The organism is Methylobacterium terrae (genome assembly GCF_003173755.1).
GTDB lineage: Bacteria > Pseudomonadota > Alphaproteobacteria > Rhizobiales > Beijerinckiaceae > Methylobacterium > Methylobacterium terrae.
Genome location: NZ_CP029553.1, coordinates 5,685,498 through 5,699,508, shown reverse-complemented (window position 1 = coordinate 5,699,508; position 14,011 = coordinate 5,685,498). Strand labels below are relative to the sequence as shown.

General features: G+C 72.4%; 16 protein-coding genes. 9 read left to right on the top strand and 7 right to left on the bottom strand.

Features of this window, described 5'->3' with window-relative positions; genetic code table 11:
* Nucleotides 1-2 precede the first annotated feature (2 nt).
* The gene (locus DK419_RS26390) at nt 3-1,103 is read right to left on the bottom strand and encodes an alpha/beta fold hydrolase (protein ID WP_109961706.1); all 1,101 of its coding nucleotides are present in this window, start codon (nt 1,101-1,103) and stop codon (nt 3-5) included.
* A 53-nt stretch (nt 1,104-1,156) separates the two neighbouring features.
* On the opposite strand from DK419_RS26390, the gene DK419_RS26385 reads away from it, so the two are divergent.
* Nucleotides 1,157-1,711, top strand: coding sequence for a GNAT family N-acetyltransferase (locus tag DK419_RS26385; RefSeq protein ID WP_208642247.1), 555 nt, complete (start codon nt 1,157-1,159; stop codon nt 1,709-1,711).
* 4 nt (nt 1,712-1,715) lie between these two features.
* Here DK419_RS26385 and DK419_RS26380 read toward each other — a convergent pair whose 3' ends face one another.
* Nucleotides 1,716-3,059: a GDSL-type esterase/lipase family protein gene (locus DK419_RS26380; protein WP_109961704.1), complete on the bottom strand. Its 1,344-nt coding sequence runs from the start codon at nt 3,057-3,059 to the stop codon at nt 1,716-1,718.
* 300 nt (nt 3,060-3,359) lie between these two features.
* Here DK419_RS26380 and DK419_RS26375 point away from each other — a divergent pair, with 300 nt between their 5' ends.
* The gene (locus DK419_RS26375) at nt 3,360-3,836 is read left to right on the top strand and encodes a hypothetical protein (protein WP_109961703.1); all 477 of its coding nucleotides are present in this window, start codon (nt 3,360-3,362) and stop codon (nt 3,834-3,836) included.
* A gap of 79 nt (nt 3,837-3,915) precedes the next feature.
* Nucleotides 3,916-4,641 (top strand): alpha/beta fold hydrolase, encoded by a 726-nt coding sequence (locus DK419_RS26370; protein WP_109961702.1) that lies wholly within the window; start codon nt 3,916-3,918, stop codon nt 4,639-4,641.
* A 50-nt stretch (nt 4,642-4,691) separates the two neighbouring features.
* Here the strand turns inward: DK419_RS26370 and DK419_RS26365 are convergent, their stop codons facing one another.
* A complete protein-coding gene (locus tag DK419_RS26365; RefSeq protein ID WP_109961701.1) occupies nt 4,692-4,976 on the bottom strand; it encodes a hypothetical protein in 285 nt (94 codons plus the stop codon).
* A gap of 90 nt (nt 4,977-5,066) precedes the next feature.
* Nucleotides 5,067-5,378: a hypothetical protein gene (locus DK419_RS26360; RefSeq protein WP_109961700.1), complete on the bottom strand. Its 312-nt coding sequence runs from the start codon at nt 5,376-5,378 to the stop codon at nt 5,067-5,069.
* Between the two features lie 132 nt (nt 5,379-5,510).
* On the opposite strand from DK419_RS26360, the gene DK419_RS26355 reads away from it, so the two are divergent.
* Nucleotides 5,511-6,266 carry a gamma-glutamylcyclotransferase gene (locus tag DK419_RS26355; RefSeq protein WP_109961699.1) on the top strand — a complete coding sequence of 252 codons (756 nt, stop codon included), beginning with the start codon at nt 5,511-5,513 and terminating at the stop codon, nt 6,264-6,266.
* Here the strand turns inward: DK419_RS26355 and DK419_RS26350 are convergent.
* Complete coding sequence (locus DK419_RS26350; protein WP_109961698.1) at nt 6,221-6,544, bottom strand: hypothetical protein; 324 nt, start codon at nt 6,542-6,544, stop codon at nt 6,221-6,223. The genes DK419_RS26355 and DK419_RS26350 overlap by 46 nt on opposite strands.
* 106 nt (nt 6,545-6,650) lie before the next feature.
* Here DK419_RS26350 and DK419_RS26345 point away from each other — a divergent pair, with 106 nt between their 5' ends.
* Nucleotides 6,651-7,244 (top strand): pyridoxamine 5'-phosphate oxidase family protein, encoded by a 594-nt coding sequence (locus DK419_RS26345; RefSeq protein WP_109961697.1) that lies wholly within the window; start codon nt 6,651-6,653, stop codon nt 7,242-7,244.
* 127 nt (nt 7,245-7,371) lie between these two features.
* Here DK419_RS26345 and metC read toward each other — a convergent pair whose 3' ends face one another.
* Nucleotides 7,372-8,559: a cystathionine beta-lyase gene (metC, locus tag DK419_RS26340; protein WP_109961696.1), complete on the bottom strand. Its 1,188-nt coding sequence runs from the start codon at nt 8,557-8,559 to the stop codon at nt 7,372-7,374.
* A gap of 249 nt (nt 8,560-8,808) precedes the next feature.
* On the opposite strand from metC, the gene DK419_RS26335 reads away from it, so the two are divergent.
* The 4 genes from DK419_RS26335 to DK419_RS26320 all read left to right on the top strand — a co-directional run bounded on the left by DK419_RS26335 (nt 8,809) and on the right by DK419_RS26320 (nt 13,103).
* Nucleotides 8,809-9,831: an amino acid ABC transporter substrate-binding protein gene (locus DK419_RS26335; protein ID WP_109961695.1), complete on the top strand. Its 1,023-nt coding sequence runs from the start codon at nt 8,809-8,811 to the stop codon at nt 9,829-9,831.
* Between the two features lie 67 nt (nt 9,832-9,898).
* On the top strand, nt 9,899-11,110 hold the full coding sequence (locus tag DK419_RS26330; RefSeq protein ID WP_245442729.1) for an amino acid ABC transporter permease: 1,212 nt from the start codon (nt 9,899-9,901) through the stop codon (nt 11,108-11,110).
* Nucleotides 11,111-11,118: 8 nt separating this feature from the next.
* Complete coding sequence (locus DK419_RS26325) at nt 11,119-12,270, top strand: amino acid ABC transporter permease (protein WP_109961694.1); 1,152 nt, start codon at nt 11,119-11,121, stop codon at nt 12,268-12,270.
* Between the two features lie 8 nt (nt 12,271-12,278).
* Nucleotides 12,279-13,103 carry an amino acid ABC transporter ATP-binding protein gene (locus DK419_RS26320; protein WP_109961693.1) on the top strand — a complete coding sequence of 275 codons (825 nt, stop codon included), beginning with the start codon at nt 12,279-12,281 and terminating at the stop codon, nt 13,101-13,103.
* 36 nt (nt 13,104-13,139) lie between these two features.
* On the opposite strand, the gene sseA is transcribed toward DK419_RS26320, so the two are convergent.
* Nucleotides 13,140-13,982 (bottom strand): 3-mercaptopyruvate sulfurtransferase, encoded by an 843-nt coding sequence (gene sseA / locus DK419_RS26315; protein ID WP_109961692.1) that lies wholly within the window; start codon nt 13,980-13,982, stop codon nt 13,140-13,142.
* Between the last annotated feature and the right edge of the window lie 29 nt (nt 13,983-14,011).

The window sequence follows — 14,011 nt, the reverse complement described above, 5'->3', positions numbered from 1 at the left end:
CGTCAGGACAAGGTCCGCACCAGGAAGTCCCGGGCGACGGGCCAGGTCTCGGCCCAGGCTTCGCGCGGAAAGCCGTGGTTGGCGCCCTCGACGACGTGGAGCGCGATGGCCGGATTGGCGGCGACCAGCGCCCGACTTTGGGCGATCGACACGACGCTGTCCTCGCTGCCGTGCAGGAGCATGACCGGACAGGTGAGGGCCTGCGCAACCGTGACCGGCGAGCAGGCCGCGAGACGCTCCGGCGGGACGAAGTCGTCGAGGTAGTCGCCGATCCCGGGGCCCGACTGCTCGCGCCACGCCGCGAGATCCGTCGGCGCGAAGTACGACACCACGGCGCCGAACGAGGCGGCCGGCCGGGCCGCCGCCAGAAGGACCGTCTGCCCACCCTGGGAGAAGCCGAGGAGACCGACGCTTTCGATATTCGCCTCCCGCCGCAGCCAGTCGGCCGCAGCTAGCACATCGTCCGGCTGCCGAAAGCCCTGGTCCTCGTCACCCGTCGAGCCGAGCCAGCCCCGCTGCGAGAGGCAGAGCGCAGCGAGACCGGCTCGGGCGAGATTGCGACCGTCCCTGACATGCACCGTCGCGTCCGATCCGTAGCCGGGCAGCACGACCACGCCGGCGCGGGGTGCCTCGGCACCGTCCGGCCGGAAGAGATAGCCACCGAGTGTCACGTCATCGACACCGGGCATTCGGACCCGCTCGGCCCCGTCCTGTCCGGGCAGGTCGTTAAGGGCGTGGACCAGTTCGATCCGGATGCCATCGGGATCGGCGACGATGCCGCTGTAGTACCCGGTCGCGAAGGGACGTGCGGCTGGCTCCATCACGAGGCTGCCTCCGGCCGCGACTCCTGCCGCGCAGAGCGCGTCCACGCTCGTCCGATCGGGCGCCCGCAGCATGAGGCGCGTGCCTGACGACGACGGCTGTCGCTCCCAGATCAGGACCTGCGCACCCTCCCGGGCCCAGAGGCAATGGTCGGCGGCGCCCCCGGTGCGACCGAATCCCAACGGATGCAGGATAGCACGCCAGAACGGCGTGGCCCGCTCCAGGCTGGTTACCTGCAGGCTGAGGCCGGCAATGAGACCGGGCTGGCTGGGAAAGCGCATGACGTGCCAACCTCTGCGGGTCGATTCGTGACATTATGAGCTTACGTCACGACATGGCCGCAGCAAGCCTCACCCCATTGCCCCACCTCACGACGGCGCGTCTCCGCCTGCGGCCGGCGCAGCCTGCCGACGCCGACGCACTGTTTTCCGCCTATACGACCGATCCGGAGGTCGCCCGCTTCATGGTCTGGCGCCCGCACCGGACCATCGAGGAGACACGGGCCTACCTGCGCGCCTGCGCGGACCAATGGGCGGCCGGGATCTGCTTCACCTACCTGCTGGAGGAGATGGATCGGGCTGGGCCGATCGGCGCCATTGCCCTCAGGCCGGAGGGGACGAGCGCGGATTTCGGCTACGTCCTGGCCCGCGCCGCCTGGGGGCAGGGCCTGATGCCGGAAGCCCTGCGGGCGCTCGGCGACTGGGCGCTGGCGCAAGAAGGGATCTGGCGCGCCGTCGCCACCTGCGACGTGGCGAACCGCGCCTCGGCCCGGGTGATGGAGAAGGCCGGGATGCGCTTCGAGGGCGTGCTGCGCCGTCACACGATCCATCCCAACATCCAGCCCGAGCCGCGCGACTGCCGCCTCTACGCCCGGGTACGGGGCGACTGAGGTTTCACCGTCCCAACACCACCCCGAGATCGATCCCGCTCCCCATCGCCAGATAGCCCGCCCGGTTCGGGTGCAGCCGGTCGCCCTTGCCGCCGGTGGTGCTCTCCGGGACCATCTCGGGGCGCAAACCGCCGGTCGCCGGATCGAGGGTCGCGGCGTCGAAATCGACCACGGCGTCGAACAGCCCCGAATCCCGGATGAAGGCGTTGAGGCCGCGGCGCTTCTCGTCCTGCTCGGGATGGCCGTGGGCGGGGCTGGAGCTGCCCTTGGCCGAGGTGAGGGTGGCGCCGATCACCCGCACCCCCGGAATGCCGGCGCGCAGGCGGGCGACGCCCGCGCGCATCCCGTCCTGCACCGCCTGAAGGCTGGCCTCGCCGTTGCGGCTGAAATCGTTGGTGCCCTCGAGCCAGATCACGCTGGCGACCCCCGACAGCCCGATCACGTCGCGGTCGAGCCGCGACAGCGCCGAGGGCCCGCCCGGGAAGGGCTTTTGGGGGCCATATTCCGCCGGGCCGACCACCTGGTTGCCGCCGATGCCGGCATTGACCACCGCGACCCGGTTGCCGAAGCGCGCGTGCAGGCGGCGCGACAGCACGTCGGGCCAGCGGTCGTCGCCGTTCATCGTCGAGGCGGTGCCGTCGGTGATCGAGTCGCCGAAGGCGACCACGACGGGCGTGGGCGTGGCCGCCGCCATGTCGACGGCGTCGAGGAAGAACCACGAGGCGGTGGAGAACGGGAAGGCGGCCTCGTCCTCGTCGGCCCCGTGCGCGCCGGCGCCCGGTGCGGTGGCGTAGGAGGTCTGGAGCGCCTTGGCGTGCCAGGTCATCGGCCCGCTCGACCCCACGACGTGGAGCGAGACCGCGAGCTTGCGCCCGGCCAGCAGGGCGGCATCGGGATCGGCCGCGAAGGGCAGGGCGACCGGATCGGACCAGGCCTCGCCCCCGGGCGGGACCGTGACCCGGTCCTTGCCGGAGAACAGCACCGGGCGGTTCGTCCCCGGCACCAGGGCGGCGCCGCCGAGCTGCAGCCCGGCATGGACGCCGTCGAGGGTGAGCGGACGGGTGCCGAAGGCGTTCGAGATCCGCAGGCGGGCCTCGCGGCCCCACACGTCCGGCCGCAGCACCAGCCGCAGGGTCTGGTCGCGGGCGCCCTCGGCGGGGTCGGGGAAGGCGAAGCCCTGGTCGGGCTGGGCGGACGGATTGCCGACCGGGTAGGGGCCCTGGGCCGAGCCGGCCCAGGCGGTCGCCCATCGCTGCGCATCCTGCGCCCGACCTTCCTGCGCCCGGGTCGGCGCGGCCCAGAGGAGCCCGAGGCAGAGAGCGGCCACGGCCGCGTCGCGCCAACGCATCGCAAGTCCTCCCACGGGCGCCGTTGCCGCGTCCACCGGCTCGCGCCCCTTGCCGACAGGCAGAGCATGATGGCCGGAAAATCGCCAGTCTCTGCGCGCGGAATGTGCGCTGGAGCACGCCGGGGGCGGGGAGAGCGGGCCTACCCTCCGGCCACTTCGCGAGGGTCCGATGCCGCCGCAGATCGTTCGGCGATCGGCCGCGGCTTCGTTCGTCCTGCCGCGACCCGCCAGACACGACCCGGCACCCTTGATCGCCCACGCGAGGCCCCGGAGTCCCACCCTGCCCGAAGGGGGTGCCCGATGACCCACCCGTGGCCCCATCATCACACCGACGGTTCGGTGCACTACACCCATTGCCACCCCGAGACGGTCGAGGCGCTGCCGGCCGCCGAGGCGGCCCGGCCCGACTGGCGCCGGCGCCTGCGCGGCGCCGCGGGCATGCTCGGCGCATCGAGCCTCGCGGCCGGCGCGATCTGGTTCGCGATGCTGTGCGACCCCACCGTCTCCCGCGCCGCCCTGCCGCCCTCGGCCGACGTCTGCACCAATGCCGGCCACGCGGTCCGGGTCTGGTTCGACGCCGAGACCGCGCGGCGCGCCCGCGTGGCGGAAGCGCCGCACCAGCACGCCTTCAACAGCATGCTGCTGTGGTACCGCTCGGCGGAGGGCAAGTGCGCCGCCGGCCGGACCCAGGAGGCCGTGCGCAGCTTCCAGTCCCTCGAGCGGATGATCGCCGGGTTCGACGCGAACCGCGAGGACCGGGACGAGGCCGGAGAGTAGCGGACCGGGAGGAGAAGCCCCCTTGCGCGCCGGGCCTCGTTCGCGCTTGGCTCCCCTCGGAGAGAGCGGGAGAGGCGCGATGAGCGACGGGTTGACCTTCGTGCTGGTGCACGGCGCCTGGCACGGCGGCTGGTGCTGGGTGCGCGTCGCCGACATCCTGCGGGCGCGCGGCCACCGGGTCCTCACCCCGACCTGCACCGGGCTCGGCGAGCGGGCCCACCTCCTCGCGAAGGACATCACCCTCGACACCTTCGTGCGCGACGTCGCCGGGGTGATCGCCGCCGAGGAGCTGACGGGCGTCGTCCTCGTCGGGCACTCCTTCGGCGGCCTCGCGATCAGCGGCGTGGCCGAGGCCATGCCCGAGCGGCTGCGCCACCTCGTCTACCTCGACGCCTTGATCGCGCAAGCCGGCCGCGCGCCCTTCGACGGGCTGCCGCCCGAGGTGGTGGCCGCCCGCCGCCGCGCCGCCGCGGAGTCGAGCGGGGGCTTGAGCCTGCCGCCGCCGCCGGCCGAGGCCTTCGGGGTGCTCGATCCGGCGGATGCGGCCTGGGTCGAGCGGCGCCTGACCCCGCACCCCTTGAGCACCTACGAGAGCCCGCTGCCGATCCGCGGCCCGGTCGGCAACGGCTTGGCCCGCACCTACGTCGATTGCACCGCGCCGTCCTACGCCACCCTCGATCGCGTCAAGGCATGGGTGCGGCGCCAGCCCGGCTGGGGCTGGCGGGAACTGGCCACCGGCCACGACGCGATGGTGAGCGCGCCCGGCCCGCTCGCCGACCTCCTGGTCGAGCTCGGCCGGGGCTGACGCTCGAGGACACCGTCGCGATGGCGCTTACGCCATCGTGACGACGGCGCTTACGCCATCGTGACGATGGTGCGGCCGGGATCGATCTCGATCAGCCGCAGGCCGAAGCTGCGGCCCTCCTGCGCCTCCCAGTCGGCCAGCACGGCGTTGACCCGCTCCGGGCCGTGCTCGGCCAGGGTGCGGGTGCCCACCGGCTCCTCGATGGCGTTCATGATCTCGTCCATCAGCCGGGCGCGGGCCCGGTCCTCGGCGGGCTCGCCGGCGTCGCAATAGGCGGTGACGATCTGCTCCGACAGGGCCTCGATCACGGCCTGGTTCACGGAGGTCATGCCCATGCTGCGCTCTCCCGTTCGGCGGGGTTGTTACCCCTTGGACCGGGACAACGCGGCCGGGCGCGAGCGGTGCCGTCGTCCCGGCGGCCCGCGTCAGCCGGCCTGCTGCTGGCCGGCGGCGCGGTGGGCGGCGAGCGTCACCACCTCGGCGGAGGGCGCTTCCGTCTGGTCGCGACCCATCATGAAGATCACCGGGCTGCGCGGCATGTAGCCGGGGTTGCGGCGCAGGTTCAGCAGCTGCTGCAACTCCACCGCCGTCAGGTCCTTCGGCGTGGCGTCGCGCCAGACGTGGCCCGGCGAGGCCGTGCGGGCGAAGGGCCACCAGGAGCGGCGCTCGGTCTCGACCTGCAGCACGAGCTTGCCGGTGAGGGTCTTGCGGAAATTGAAGCGACCCGTGATGGCCATGACGCGTCCTCCATTCCCGGACAACCTGGACCTGTGCGGCTTAGCACGGCACTAACATGGGGCGGCCAGCTTGACGGGAAAGCCGGGAAGCCCCCTGCCGCGCTGCCGCACCCCACCGGACTAACGGTTGCGATGCCCAAACGCTCCCTCACGCTCGACGCCGCGCTGATCGCCCGGGCCCATCCGCGGCCCGTGGTCCCCGACGGACGCGGCCCGGGCTACGGCATGGCGCTGATGGGCGAGGCGGAGGCCGATGCGCGCCTCGACGCCGCCCTGGCGCAGAAGCCGGGCGGCTCGGATTCCCTGTGGCTGTTCGCCTACGGCGCCCTGATGTGGCGGCCGGAATTCCCGTTCGCCGAGCGGCGCGAGGCCCGGGTGCGGGGCTGGCACCGCCGCTTCTGCCTGTGGCAGCCCGGCTTTCGCGGCACGCCGGACTGTCCCGGCGTGATGCTCGCCCTCGACCGGGGCGGGCAGTGCCGGGGGCTCGCCTACCGGATCGCCGGCGACGATCCGCGGGAGGCGATCCGGCCGGTCTGGCGGCGGGAGATGCGCGGGCGCGGCTACGCCTCGCGCTGGCTCGCCGCCGAGACGGCGGAAGGGCCGGTCCCGGTCCTCGCCTTCGTGGCCGACCGGGCGGGGACGCGCTACGCCGGGCGGCTCACCGACGAGGCGATCGCCGAGCGCATCGCGGCGGCCTGCGGCCCGACGGGTCCGAGCGCCGAGTACCTGCTCAACACGGTGGCGGCCTGCGAGGCGGCGGGCATCCGCGACCGCCACCTCTTCGCCATGCAGGCGCGAGTGGCGGCGCGGCTCGGGGCGTCTGGAGATCGAGGTTGCGGCGATCAGAACAGCCCGACGCCGGTCCCGGGCTCGCGCCGCGGCGGATAGCCGTAGGGGCCGACCGAGACGCCGTAATAGGGCAGGACCGGCGCGTAGCCGAAGCCGAGGAGCCGGCGGGGCGGGGGCTCCGCCACGACGATCTCGGCCTGCATCTCCACCGCGGCGGGCGGGGGCGGCGGGGGCGGCGGGGGCGGCGCGCGCCAGCCGGCGGAGAACTCCGCCCCGCCGCGCGCCGAATACCCGGCCGGCATGTCGGCGGCCATCGCCGGCAGGGCCGCGAGGGCGGCCGCCAAGGCCAACCAGGCCGGCGTCGTGCGGAGCGTCATGGGTCGAAACCTCGGCAGGAACGGTCGTACGGACAAGCTTCGCCGGGGCATCCCGGTTCCCCGGACCGTGACCTAGATTGGTGAACGAACCGGAGACCGCTCCCGCATGACCGAGACGCCGCCGTTCTACGACGACCTCGCGGGCTGCCTCGCCGAGGCCTGGCGCCTGCTGGAGGAGGGGGCGGCGCACCAGAGCGGCTTCCACACCCCGGCACTCGCCACCCTCGGGCGCGACGGCACCCCGCGCCTGCGCACGGTGGTCCTGCGCGGCGTCGACCGGGAGAGCCGGACGTTGCGGGTCCATTGCGACGCCCGCTCCGACAAGGCCGCCGAGATCGCCGCGGACCCCCGGGTCTCGCTCCACGCCTACGACCCGAAAGCCAAGCTCCAGGTGCGGATCGCGGGCACGGCCCTCCTGCACGGGCAGGATGCGGTCGCCCGCGCCGCCTGGGAGGCGTCGCGGCCGATGAGCCGGATCTGCTACGGCACCGTGCCCGGCCCCGGCACCTCGCTGCCCGCGGGTGGCGCCTATGCCCAGCCGCGGGACGAGGAGGCGGTCGAGGCCGGCTTCTCGGAGTTCCGGGTGATCGTGCTGCGGGCCGCCCGGCTCGAGTTCCTGTACCTCGCCCGCCAGGGCCACCGGCGGGCGCTGTTCACCTGGGACGGGGACGCGCAGGGGGCGACGTGGCTGGCGCCGTGAAGAGCCTCGGGCCGGGCCCGGTCACGCGACGGCACCGACATCCTCCGCGTCGTTCCGCGGCCGCGAAAGCGGAGCCCGGAATGACGGGGCGGGTGTCGGTGCCGTCAGGGGACCGGTCGGACGGCTCTCAGCTCGCGTCCCGCAGCCGCGCGAACCCGGCCTCCAGGTCCCGCGTCAGGTCGTCCATGTCCTCCAGCCCGACCTGGAACCGCAGGCCCGGCCCGCCCGGGGCCCAGGGGTTGGCGGTGCGGTAGGGCGCGCAGTCGAACGGGATCACCAGGCTCTCGAAGCCGCCCCAGGAGAAGCCCATCCCGAACAGTTCGAGCCCGTCGAGCATCGCCGCCACCGCGGCCTCGGGGCAGGGCTTGAGGATGATCGAGAACAGGCCGGAGGAGCCCAGGAAGTCGCGGGACCAGATCGCGTGGCCGGGATCCTCCGGCAGGGCCGGGTGCAGCACCCGGGCGACCTCCGGCCGGTCCCGGAGCCAGCGGGCGAGCCTGAGCGCCTGCTCGCCGTGCTCGCGCAGGCGCAGGGGCAGGGTCCGCAGGCCCCGCAGCGCCAGGAACACGTCCTCGGCCCCGGCGCACATCGCGAGCTGGTCGAAGGTCCGCCGCAGGGCCGGCCAGTACCGGGCATTGGCCGAGGTCAGGCCGAGCAGCAGGTCGGAGCCGCCCGACAGGTACTTGGTGCCGGCCTCGATGGCGATGTCGACCCCGCGCTCGTGCGGCGGGAACAGGAGCGGCGTCGCCCAGGTGTTGTCCATCAGCACGCAGGCGCCGCGTGCGTGCGCCACTTCGGCGATGGCCGGGATGTCCTGCATCTCGAAGCTCTGCGAGCCCGGCGCCTCGGTGAGCACGGCGGTCGTATTGTCGCGCATCAGCGCCGCGATGCCGGCCCCGAGCGTCGGGTCGTAATAGGTGGTCTCGACCCCGAACCGGGCGAGGAACCCGTCGCAGAACACCCTCGTCGGGCGATAGGCGGAATCGCTCACCAGCAGGTGGTCGCCGGCCTTGAGGCAGGACAGCAGCCCGACCGTGACGGCGGCGAGGCCCGACGGCGTCAGCACCGTGCCGGCGGCCCCGGCGAGCTCGGCCCAGGCGCTCTCGAGGGCGCGGATCGTCGGCGTGCCGGTGGTGCCGTAGGTATACTCGGCCCGCCGGTTCTTGAGCGCGTCGTAGCTCTCGTAGAGCACCGTCGAGCCGCGATAGATCGGGGTGTTGACGAAGCCGTGCTGCTGCGACGGGTCTCGGCCGGCATGGACGAGGCGGGTGCGGGTGCCGAGGCGGCTCTTGTCGCGGGGCGGGGTGATGCTCATCGGGCCTCTGGCGTGGGGGATCGAGCGTGAGAAAACCGGAGCCGAGCACATCCCGCGCCACCCGCCGCCGTCAAGCCTCGCGCCGCAACGCGACCTCCCGCCTCCCGCCTAGTCTGTTCGTCTATCGCGCCAACCCCTTGACCGGGCAGCCCGCTTCGCCTGGAATGCCTCTTGCTTAGGCAGCATTCGTGCTTGAGCAAACGGGCGGCGGCCGCGGGGCCGCGACCGGAACGGGAGATCCAGGACCCCATGAAGAGAATCGTCGCGACCCTGGCCTTCGGGCTCGGCGCCACCCTGCTGGCCGGCGCCGCCCAGGCCCAGGGGACGCTGAACAGCATCAAGCAGAAGGGCTACATCTCCTGCGGCTCGAACCCCGGCCTCGCCGGCTTCGGCGTGCCGGACGCGCAGGGGCGCTGGACCGGGCTCGACGTCGATTTCTGCCGGGCCCTGTCCGCGGCGATCTTCAACGACGTCACCAAGGTCCGCTTCATCCCGCTCTCGGCGAAGGACCGCTTCACGGCGCTCCAGTCGGGCGAGGTCGACATCCTGTCGCGCAACACCACCTGGTCGATGTCGCGCGACACGGCGCTCGGCCTCGACTTTCCGGCCGTCAACTTCTACGACGGCCAGGGCTTCATGGTGAAGAAGAAGCTCGGCGTGACGTCCGCCAAGCAGCTCGACGGCGCCTCGGTCTGCACCCAGCAGGGCACCACCACCGAGCTGAACCTGGCCGACTACTTCCGGGCCAACAAGATGAAGTACGAGGTGGTGGCCTTCGCCAGCGCCGACGAGACCTTCAAGGCCTACGATTCCGGCCGCTGCGACGCCTTCACCACCGACGCCTCGGGCCTCTACGCCGAGCGCCTGCGCGCCTCGGCCCCCGACGACAACATCGTGCTCCCCGAGATCATCTCCAAGGAGCCGCTCGCGCCGGCGGTGCGCCAGGGCGACGCCCAGTGGTTCGACATCGTCCGCTGGACCCACTACGCGATGATCAACGCGGAGGAAGCCGGCATCACGCAAGCCAACGTCGACCAGATGGCGAAGTCCTCCGACAACCCGGACATCAAGCGCATCCTCGGCACCGAGGGCAAGTACGGCGCCGATCTCGGGCTGACCAACGACTGGGCCCACCGGGTGATCAAGCTCGTCGGCAATTACGGCGAGGTGTTCGAGCGCAACGTCGGCCAGGGCTCGCCCCTGAAGATCCAGCGCGGCCTCAACGCCCTGTGGTCGAAGGGCGGCCTGCAATACGGCCCGCCGATCCGCTGAGGTCGTGACGAGCGGCGCCCGGGAGCCCCGGGCGCCGTCCCCAGAATCACAGACGCGAGCACACCCCTTGCCGACGCAGCTTCCGGCCGATCCCGCCCCCGGTCCGCCCCGGGTGTCGCCCCTCTACGATCCCCGTATCCGCGGGGCAGCCTACCAGATCCTGCTGCTCGTCGCGGTCGGGGGGGTGGCCTGGATCGCGCTCGGCAACGCCGCCGAGAACCTGCGCAACGCCCGCGTCGCCTCGGGCTTCGGCTTCCTCGGCAACACCGCGGGGTTCGACGTCAACCAGACGGTGATCCCGTTCGCGGCCGCGACCTCGACCTACGGCACCGCCTTCCTGGTCGGGCTCACCAACACCCTGATGGTCGCGGCGATCGGCATCGTGCTGGCGACGATCCTCGGTTTCGCGGTCGGGGTGGCGCGGCTGTCGCCGAACTGGATCGTGCGGACGCTCGCGACCGTCTACGTCGAGGTCCTGCGCAACATCCCGCTCCTGCTGCAATTGCTGTTCTGGTACGTCGCGGTGCTGGCGAGCCTGCCGGCGGCGCGCGATTCCTACGCGCTCGGCACCGCCGTCTTCCTCAACCAGCGCGGCCTGTACCTGCCCAAGCCCCTTCTGGCGGCGGATGCCTGGGCGCTGCCCCTCGCCCTCGTCGTCGGGATCGTCGGCACGCTGGCGTTCCGGGCGCACGCGAAGCGCGAGCAGGCCCGCACCGGCCGGCGCCTGCCGGTGCTCGCGGTGGGGCTCGCCCTCGTCCTCGGCCTGCCGCTCCTGACCTACGGGGTGCTGGCGCTCATGGGCATCGCCCCGGTGGCGCTCGATTTTCCCGTGAAGGGCACCTTCAACCTGCGCGGCGGGATGCAGCTCTATCCCGAGTTCGTCGCGCTCGTGGTCGGGCTCACGGTCTACACCGCCGCCTTCATCGCCGAGGTGGTGCGGGCCGGCATCCAGGCGGTCAACAAGGGCCAGACCGAGGCGGCCCGCGCCCTCGGCCTGCAGCCCGCCCCGACCATGCGGCTGGTGGTGATCCCGCAGGCGATGCGGGTGATCGTGCCGCCGCTGACCAGCCAGTTCCTCAACCTGACCAAGAACTCGTCGCTGGCCGTCGCCATCGGCTACCCCGACCTCGTCCAGGTCTTCATGGGCACGGTGCTGAACCAGACCGGCCAGGCGGTCGAGGTGGTGGCGATCACCATGGCGGTCTACCTGACGATCAGCCTCGTCACCGCCTTCGCGATGAACCTCTACAACCGGCGCGTCGCGCTGATCGAGCGGTGAGGCAGACGATGACCGCCGGAGCCCAGCCGCTCACCTTCGTCCGCCGCGAGGCGGTGCCCGCCTCGGCCCCGCCCTCGCTGGTCAGCGGGCCGCTCGCCTGGCTGCGCCAGAACCTCTTTTCCAGCCCGGCCAACGCCGTGATGACGCTGGCCGCGCTCGCGGTCGTCGCGCTCGTGGTGCCGCCGCTCCTGCGCTTCCTCGTGATCGACGCGGTCTGGACCGGCGAGAACCGCGACGCCTGCCGGCCCGAGGTGCTGGGCCGCCCGGTCGGCGCCTGCTGGGCCTTCGTGGCGAGCAAGATCAACTACTTCATCTACGGCTCGTACCCGATCGAGGAGCGCTGGCGGCCGAACGTCTTCTTCGCCCTGATGGCGGTCGGGGTGGGCTGGATGCTGTGGCTCGACGCGCCCAAGCGCGCTTGGGGGGCGCTCTACTTCTTCGTCGTGTTCCCGATCGTGTCCTACGGGCTCCTCGCCGGGGTGCCGAGCTTAGGCCTCCCCGCCGTGCCGACCGCGCTGTGGGGCGGCATGCTGGTGACCTTGATCGTGTCCCTCGTCGGCATCGTCGCCTCGCTGCCGCTCGGGATCCTGCTGGCGCTCGGGCGGCGCTCGCGCCTGCCGATCGTGCGCTTGTTCTGCGTCATCTTCATCGAGTTCTGGCGCGGCGTGCCGCTGATCACCGTGCTGTTCATGGCCAACGTGATGCTGCCTTTGTTCCTGCCCGGCGACGTCACGGTCGACCGGCTGGCGCGGCCGCTCGTCGGCATCGCGCTGTTCTCCGCCGCCTACATGGCCGAGGTGGTGCGCGGCGGCCTCCAGGCCATTCCCCGCGGCCAGACCGAGGGGGCGATGTCGCTGGGCCTCAGCCCCTGGCACCGGATGCGACTGATCATCCTGCCCCAGGCGCTGCGCATCGTGATCCCGGGCATCGTCAACAGCTTCATCGCCCTGTTCAAGGACACGAGCCTCGTCTCGATCGTCGGCATCTTCGACTTCATCCGCACGATCGAATCGGCCCGGGTCGACCCCGCCTGGGCGGCGCCGACCGTGGTGATGACCGGCTACGCCTTCGCGGCGCTGTTCTACTTCGTCTTCTGCTTCGGCATGTCGCGCTACGCCCGCTTCATGGAGCGGCGGCTCGCGGCGGGCCAGACACGGTGAGTTCCCCGATGGCTTCCTCTCCCGCCCCGACGTCTCCCTTGCCCGAGACCGACCCGGACCTCGCGCCCCGCAACACCTCGGCGGCGCGGCTCGCCAGCGCGCCGACCGCCGTGTCGCTGGAGCGGGTCAACAAGTGGTACGGCGCCTTCCACGTCCTGCGCGACGTCGACCTCACGGTGCGCAAGGGCGAGCGGATCGTGATCTGCGGCCCCTCGGGCTCGGGCAAGTCGACCCTGATCCGCTGCATCAACCGCCTGGAGGAGCACCAGGCCGGGCGCATCGTCGTCGACGGGATCGAGCTCACCAACGACCTCAAGCGGATCGACGAGATCCGCCGCGAGGTCGGCATGGTGTTCCAGCACTTCAACCTCTTCCCGCACCTGACCGTGCTCGAGAACTGCACGCTCGCGCCGATCTGGGTGAAGAAGATGCCGAAGGCCGAGGCCGAGGCGATCGCGATGAAGTACCTGACCCGGGTGAAGATCCCGAACCAGGCGCACAAGTATCCGGGCCAGCTCTCCGGCGGCCAGCAGCAGCGCGTGGCGATCGCCCGCTCGCTGTGCATGGCGCCCAAGATCATGCTGTTCGACGAGCCGACCTCCGCCCTCGACCCCGAGATGGTCAAGGAGGTGCTCGACACGATGGTGGGGCTGGCCGACGAGGGCATGACCATGATGGTCGTCACCCACGAGATGGGCTTCGCCCGCCAGGTCGCCGACCGGGTGATCTTCATGGACGAGGGCCAGATCGTCGAGTCGAACACCCCGGAGGCGTTCTTCCGCGCGCCGGAGCACGAGCGGACCCGGCTGTTCCTGAGCCAGATCCTGCATTGAGGGCGACGCCCGGCCTCACGGCCGGGCGAAAGCGGCTTACCGCCCGGTCGCGACCGGCAGGTCCTCCCGCGCGCCCCATTCCGACCACGAGCCGTCGTAGAGGGCGCGGGGCGGCCGCCCGAGGGTCTCGAGGGCGACCCCGACGATCGCCGCGGTGACGCCGGAGCCGCAGGTGGTGACCACCGGGCGGTCGAGATCGATGCCGGCCCGGGCCACCGCCTCGCGCAAGGACGCCTCGTCCTTGAGGCGGCCGTTCTCCTGGAGCGCCGCGTAGTGCAGGTTCAGGGCGCCGGGCATGTGGCCGGGGCGCACGCCGGGGCGCGGCTCGGCCTCCTCGCCGGCGAAGCGCGCGCTTGAGCGGGCATCGACCACCTGGGCCTGGCCGGCGAGCGCCCGCTGCACGTCGCCGACATTCGCCACCGCCGAGTGGTCGAGGCGGGCGGTGAAGTGGCGCCGGTCGCGGGAGCGCGCCTCGCCCTCCTCGACCGGGTGCCCGCCCGCGACCCAGGCCGGGAAGCCGCCCTCGAGGATCGCGACGTCCCGGGCGCCGAACGCCTTCAGGGTCCAGCGCACCCGCGGGGCGGAGAACAGGCCCATCCCGTCATAGACCACCACCGTCATGCCGTCGCCGATGCCCATCTGGCGCATCCGCGAGGCGAAGGCCTCCGGCGAGGGCAGCATGTGGGGCAGGGCGCTTGCCTCGTCGCGCACGGCGTCGATGTCGAAGCGGAGGGCGCCCGGGATGTGGCCGGCGCGGAACTCGGCCTCCGCGTCCCGGCCCATCGCCGGCAGGTACCAGGAGCCGTCGACCACGACGATGTCGGGTGCCGCGAGCCGCTCTGCGAGCCAGTCCGCCGTCACGAAGGGGCCGATCGCCATGCCTGTCTGTCTCCGAAAAGCGGGCGCGC

Excerpts from the sequence above, each read along its gene's own strand:
- DK419_RS26320 (WP_109961693.1), top strand. The coding sequence starts at position 12,279 with ATGGCTTCCTCTCCCGCCCCGACGTCTCCCTTGCCCGAGACCGACCCG.
- metC (WP_109961696.1), bottom strand. The coding sequence starts at position 8,559 with ATGAGCATCACCCCGCCCCGCGACAAGAGCCGCCTCGGCACCCGCACC.
- DK419_RS26385 (WP_208642247.1), top strand. The coding sequence starts at position 1,157 with ATGGCCGCAGCAAGCCTCACCCCATTGCCCCACCTCACGACGGCGCGT.
- DK419_RS26390 (WP_109961706.1), bottom strand. The coding sequence starts at position 1,103 with ATGCGCTTTCCCAGCCAGCCCGGTCTCATTGCCGGCCTCAGCCTGCAG.
- DK419_RS26345 (WP_109961697.1), top strand. The coding sequence starts at position 6,651 with ATGACCGAGACGCCGCCGTTCTACGACGACCTCGCGGGCTGCCTCGCC.
- DK419_RS26380 (WP_109961704.1), bottom strand. The coding sequence starts at position 3,059 with ATGCGTTGGCGCGACGCGGCCGTGGCCGCTCTCTGCCTCGGGCTCCTC.
- DK419_RS26350 (WP_109961698.1), bottom strand. The coding sequence starts at position 6,544 with ATGACGCTCCGCACGACGCCGGCCTGGTTGGCCTTGGCGGCCGCCCTC.
- DK419_RS26365 (WP_109961701.1), bottom strand. The coding sequence starts at position 4,976 with ATGGGCATGACCTCCGTGAACCAGGCCGTGATCGAGGCCCTGTCGGAG.
- DK419_RS26360 (WP_109961700.1), bottom strand. The coding sequence starts at position 5,378 with ATGGCCATCACGGGTCGCTTCAATTTCCGCAAGACCCTCACCGGCAAG.
- DK419_RS26325 (WP_109961694.1), top strand. The coding sequence starts at position 11,119 with ATGACCGCCGGAGCCCAGCCGCTCACCTTCGTCCGCCGCGAGGCGGTG.
- sseA (WP_109961692.1), bottom strand. The coding sequence starts at position 13,982 with ATGGCGATCGGCCCCTTCGTGACGGCGGACTGGCTCGCAGAGCGGCTC.
- DK419_RS26370 (WP_109961702.1), top strand. The coding sequence starts at position 3,916 with ATGAGCGACGGGTTGACCTTCGTGCTGGTGCACGGCGCCTGGCACGGC.
- DK419_RS26355 (WP_109961699.1), top strand. The coding sequence starts at position 5,511 with ATGCCCAAACGCTCCCTCACGCTCGACGCCGCGCTGATCGCCCGGGCC.
- DK419_RS26375 (WP_109961703.1), top strand. The coding sequence starts at position 3,360 with ATGACCCACCCGTGGCCCCATCATCACACCGACGGTTCGGTGCACTAC.
- DK419_RS26335 (WP_109961695.1), top strand. The coding sequence starts at position 8,809 with ATGAAGAGAATCGTCGCGACCCTGGCCTTCGGGCTCGGCGCCACCCTG.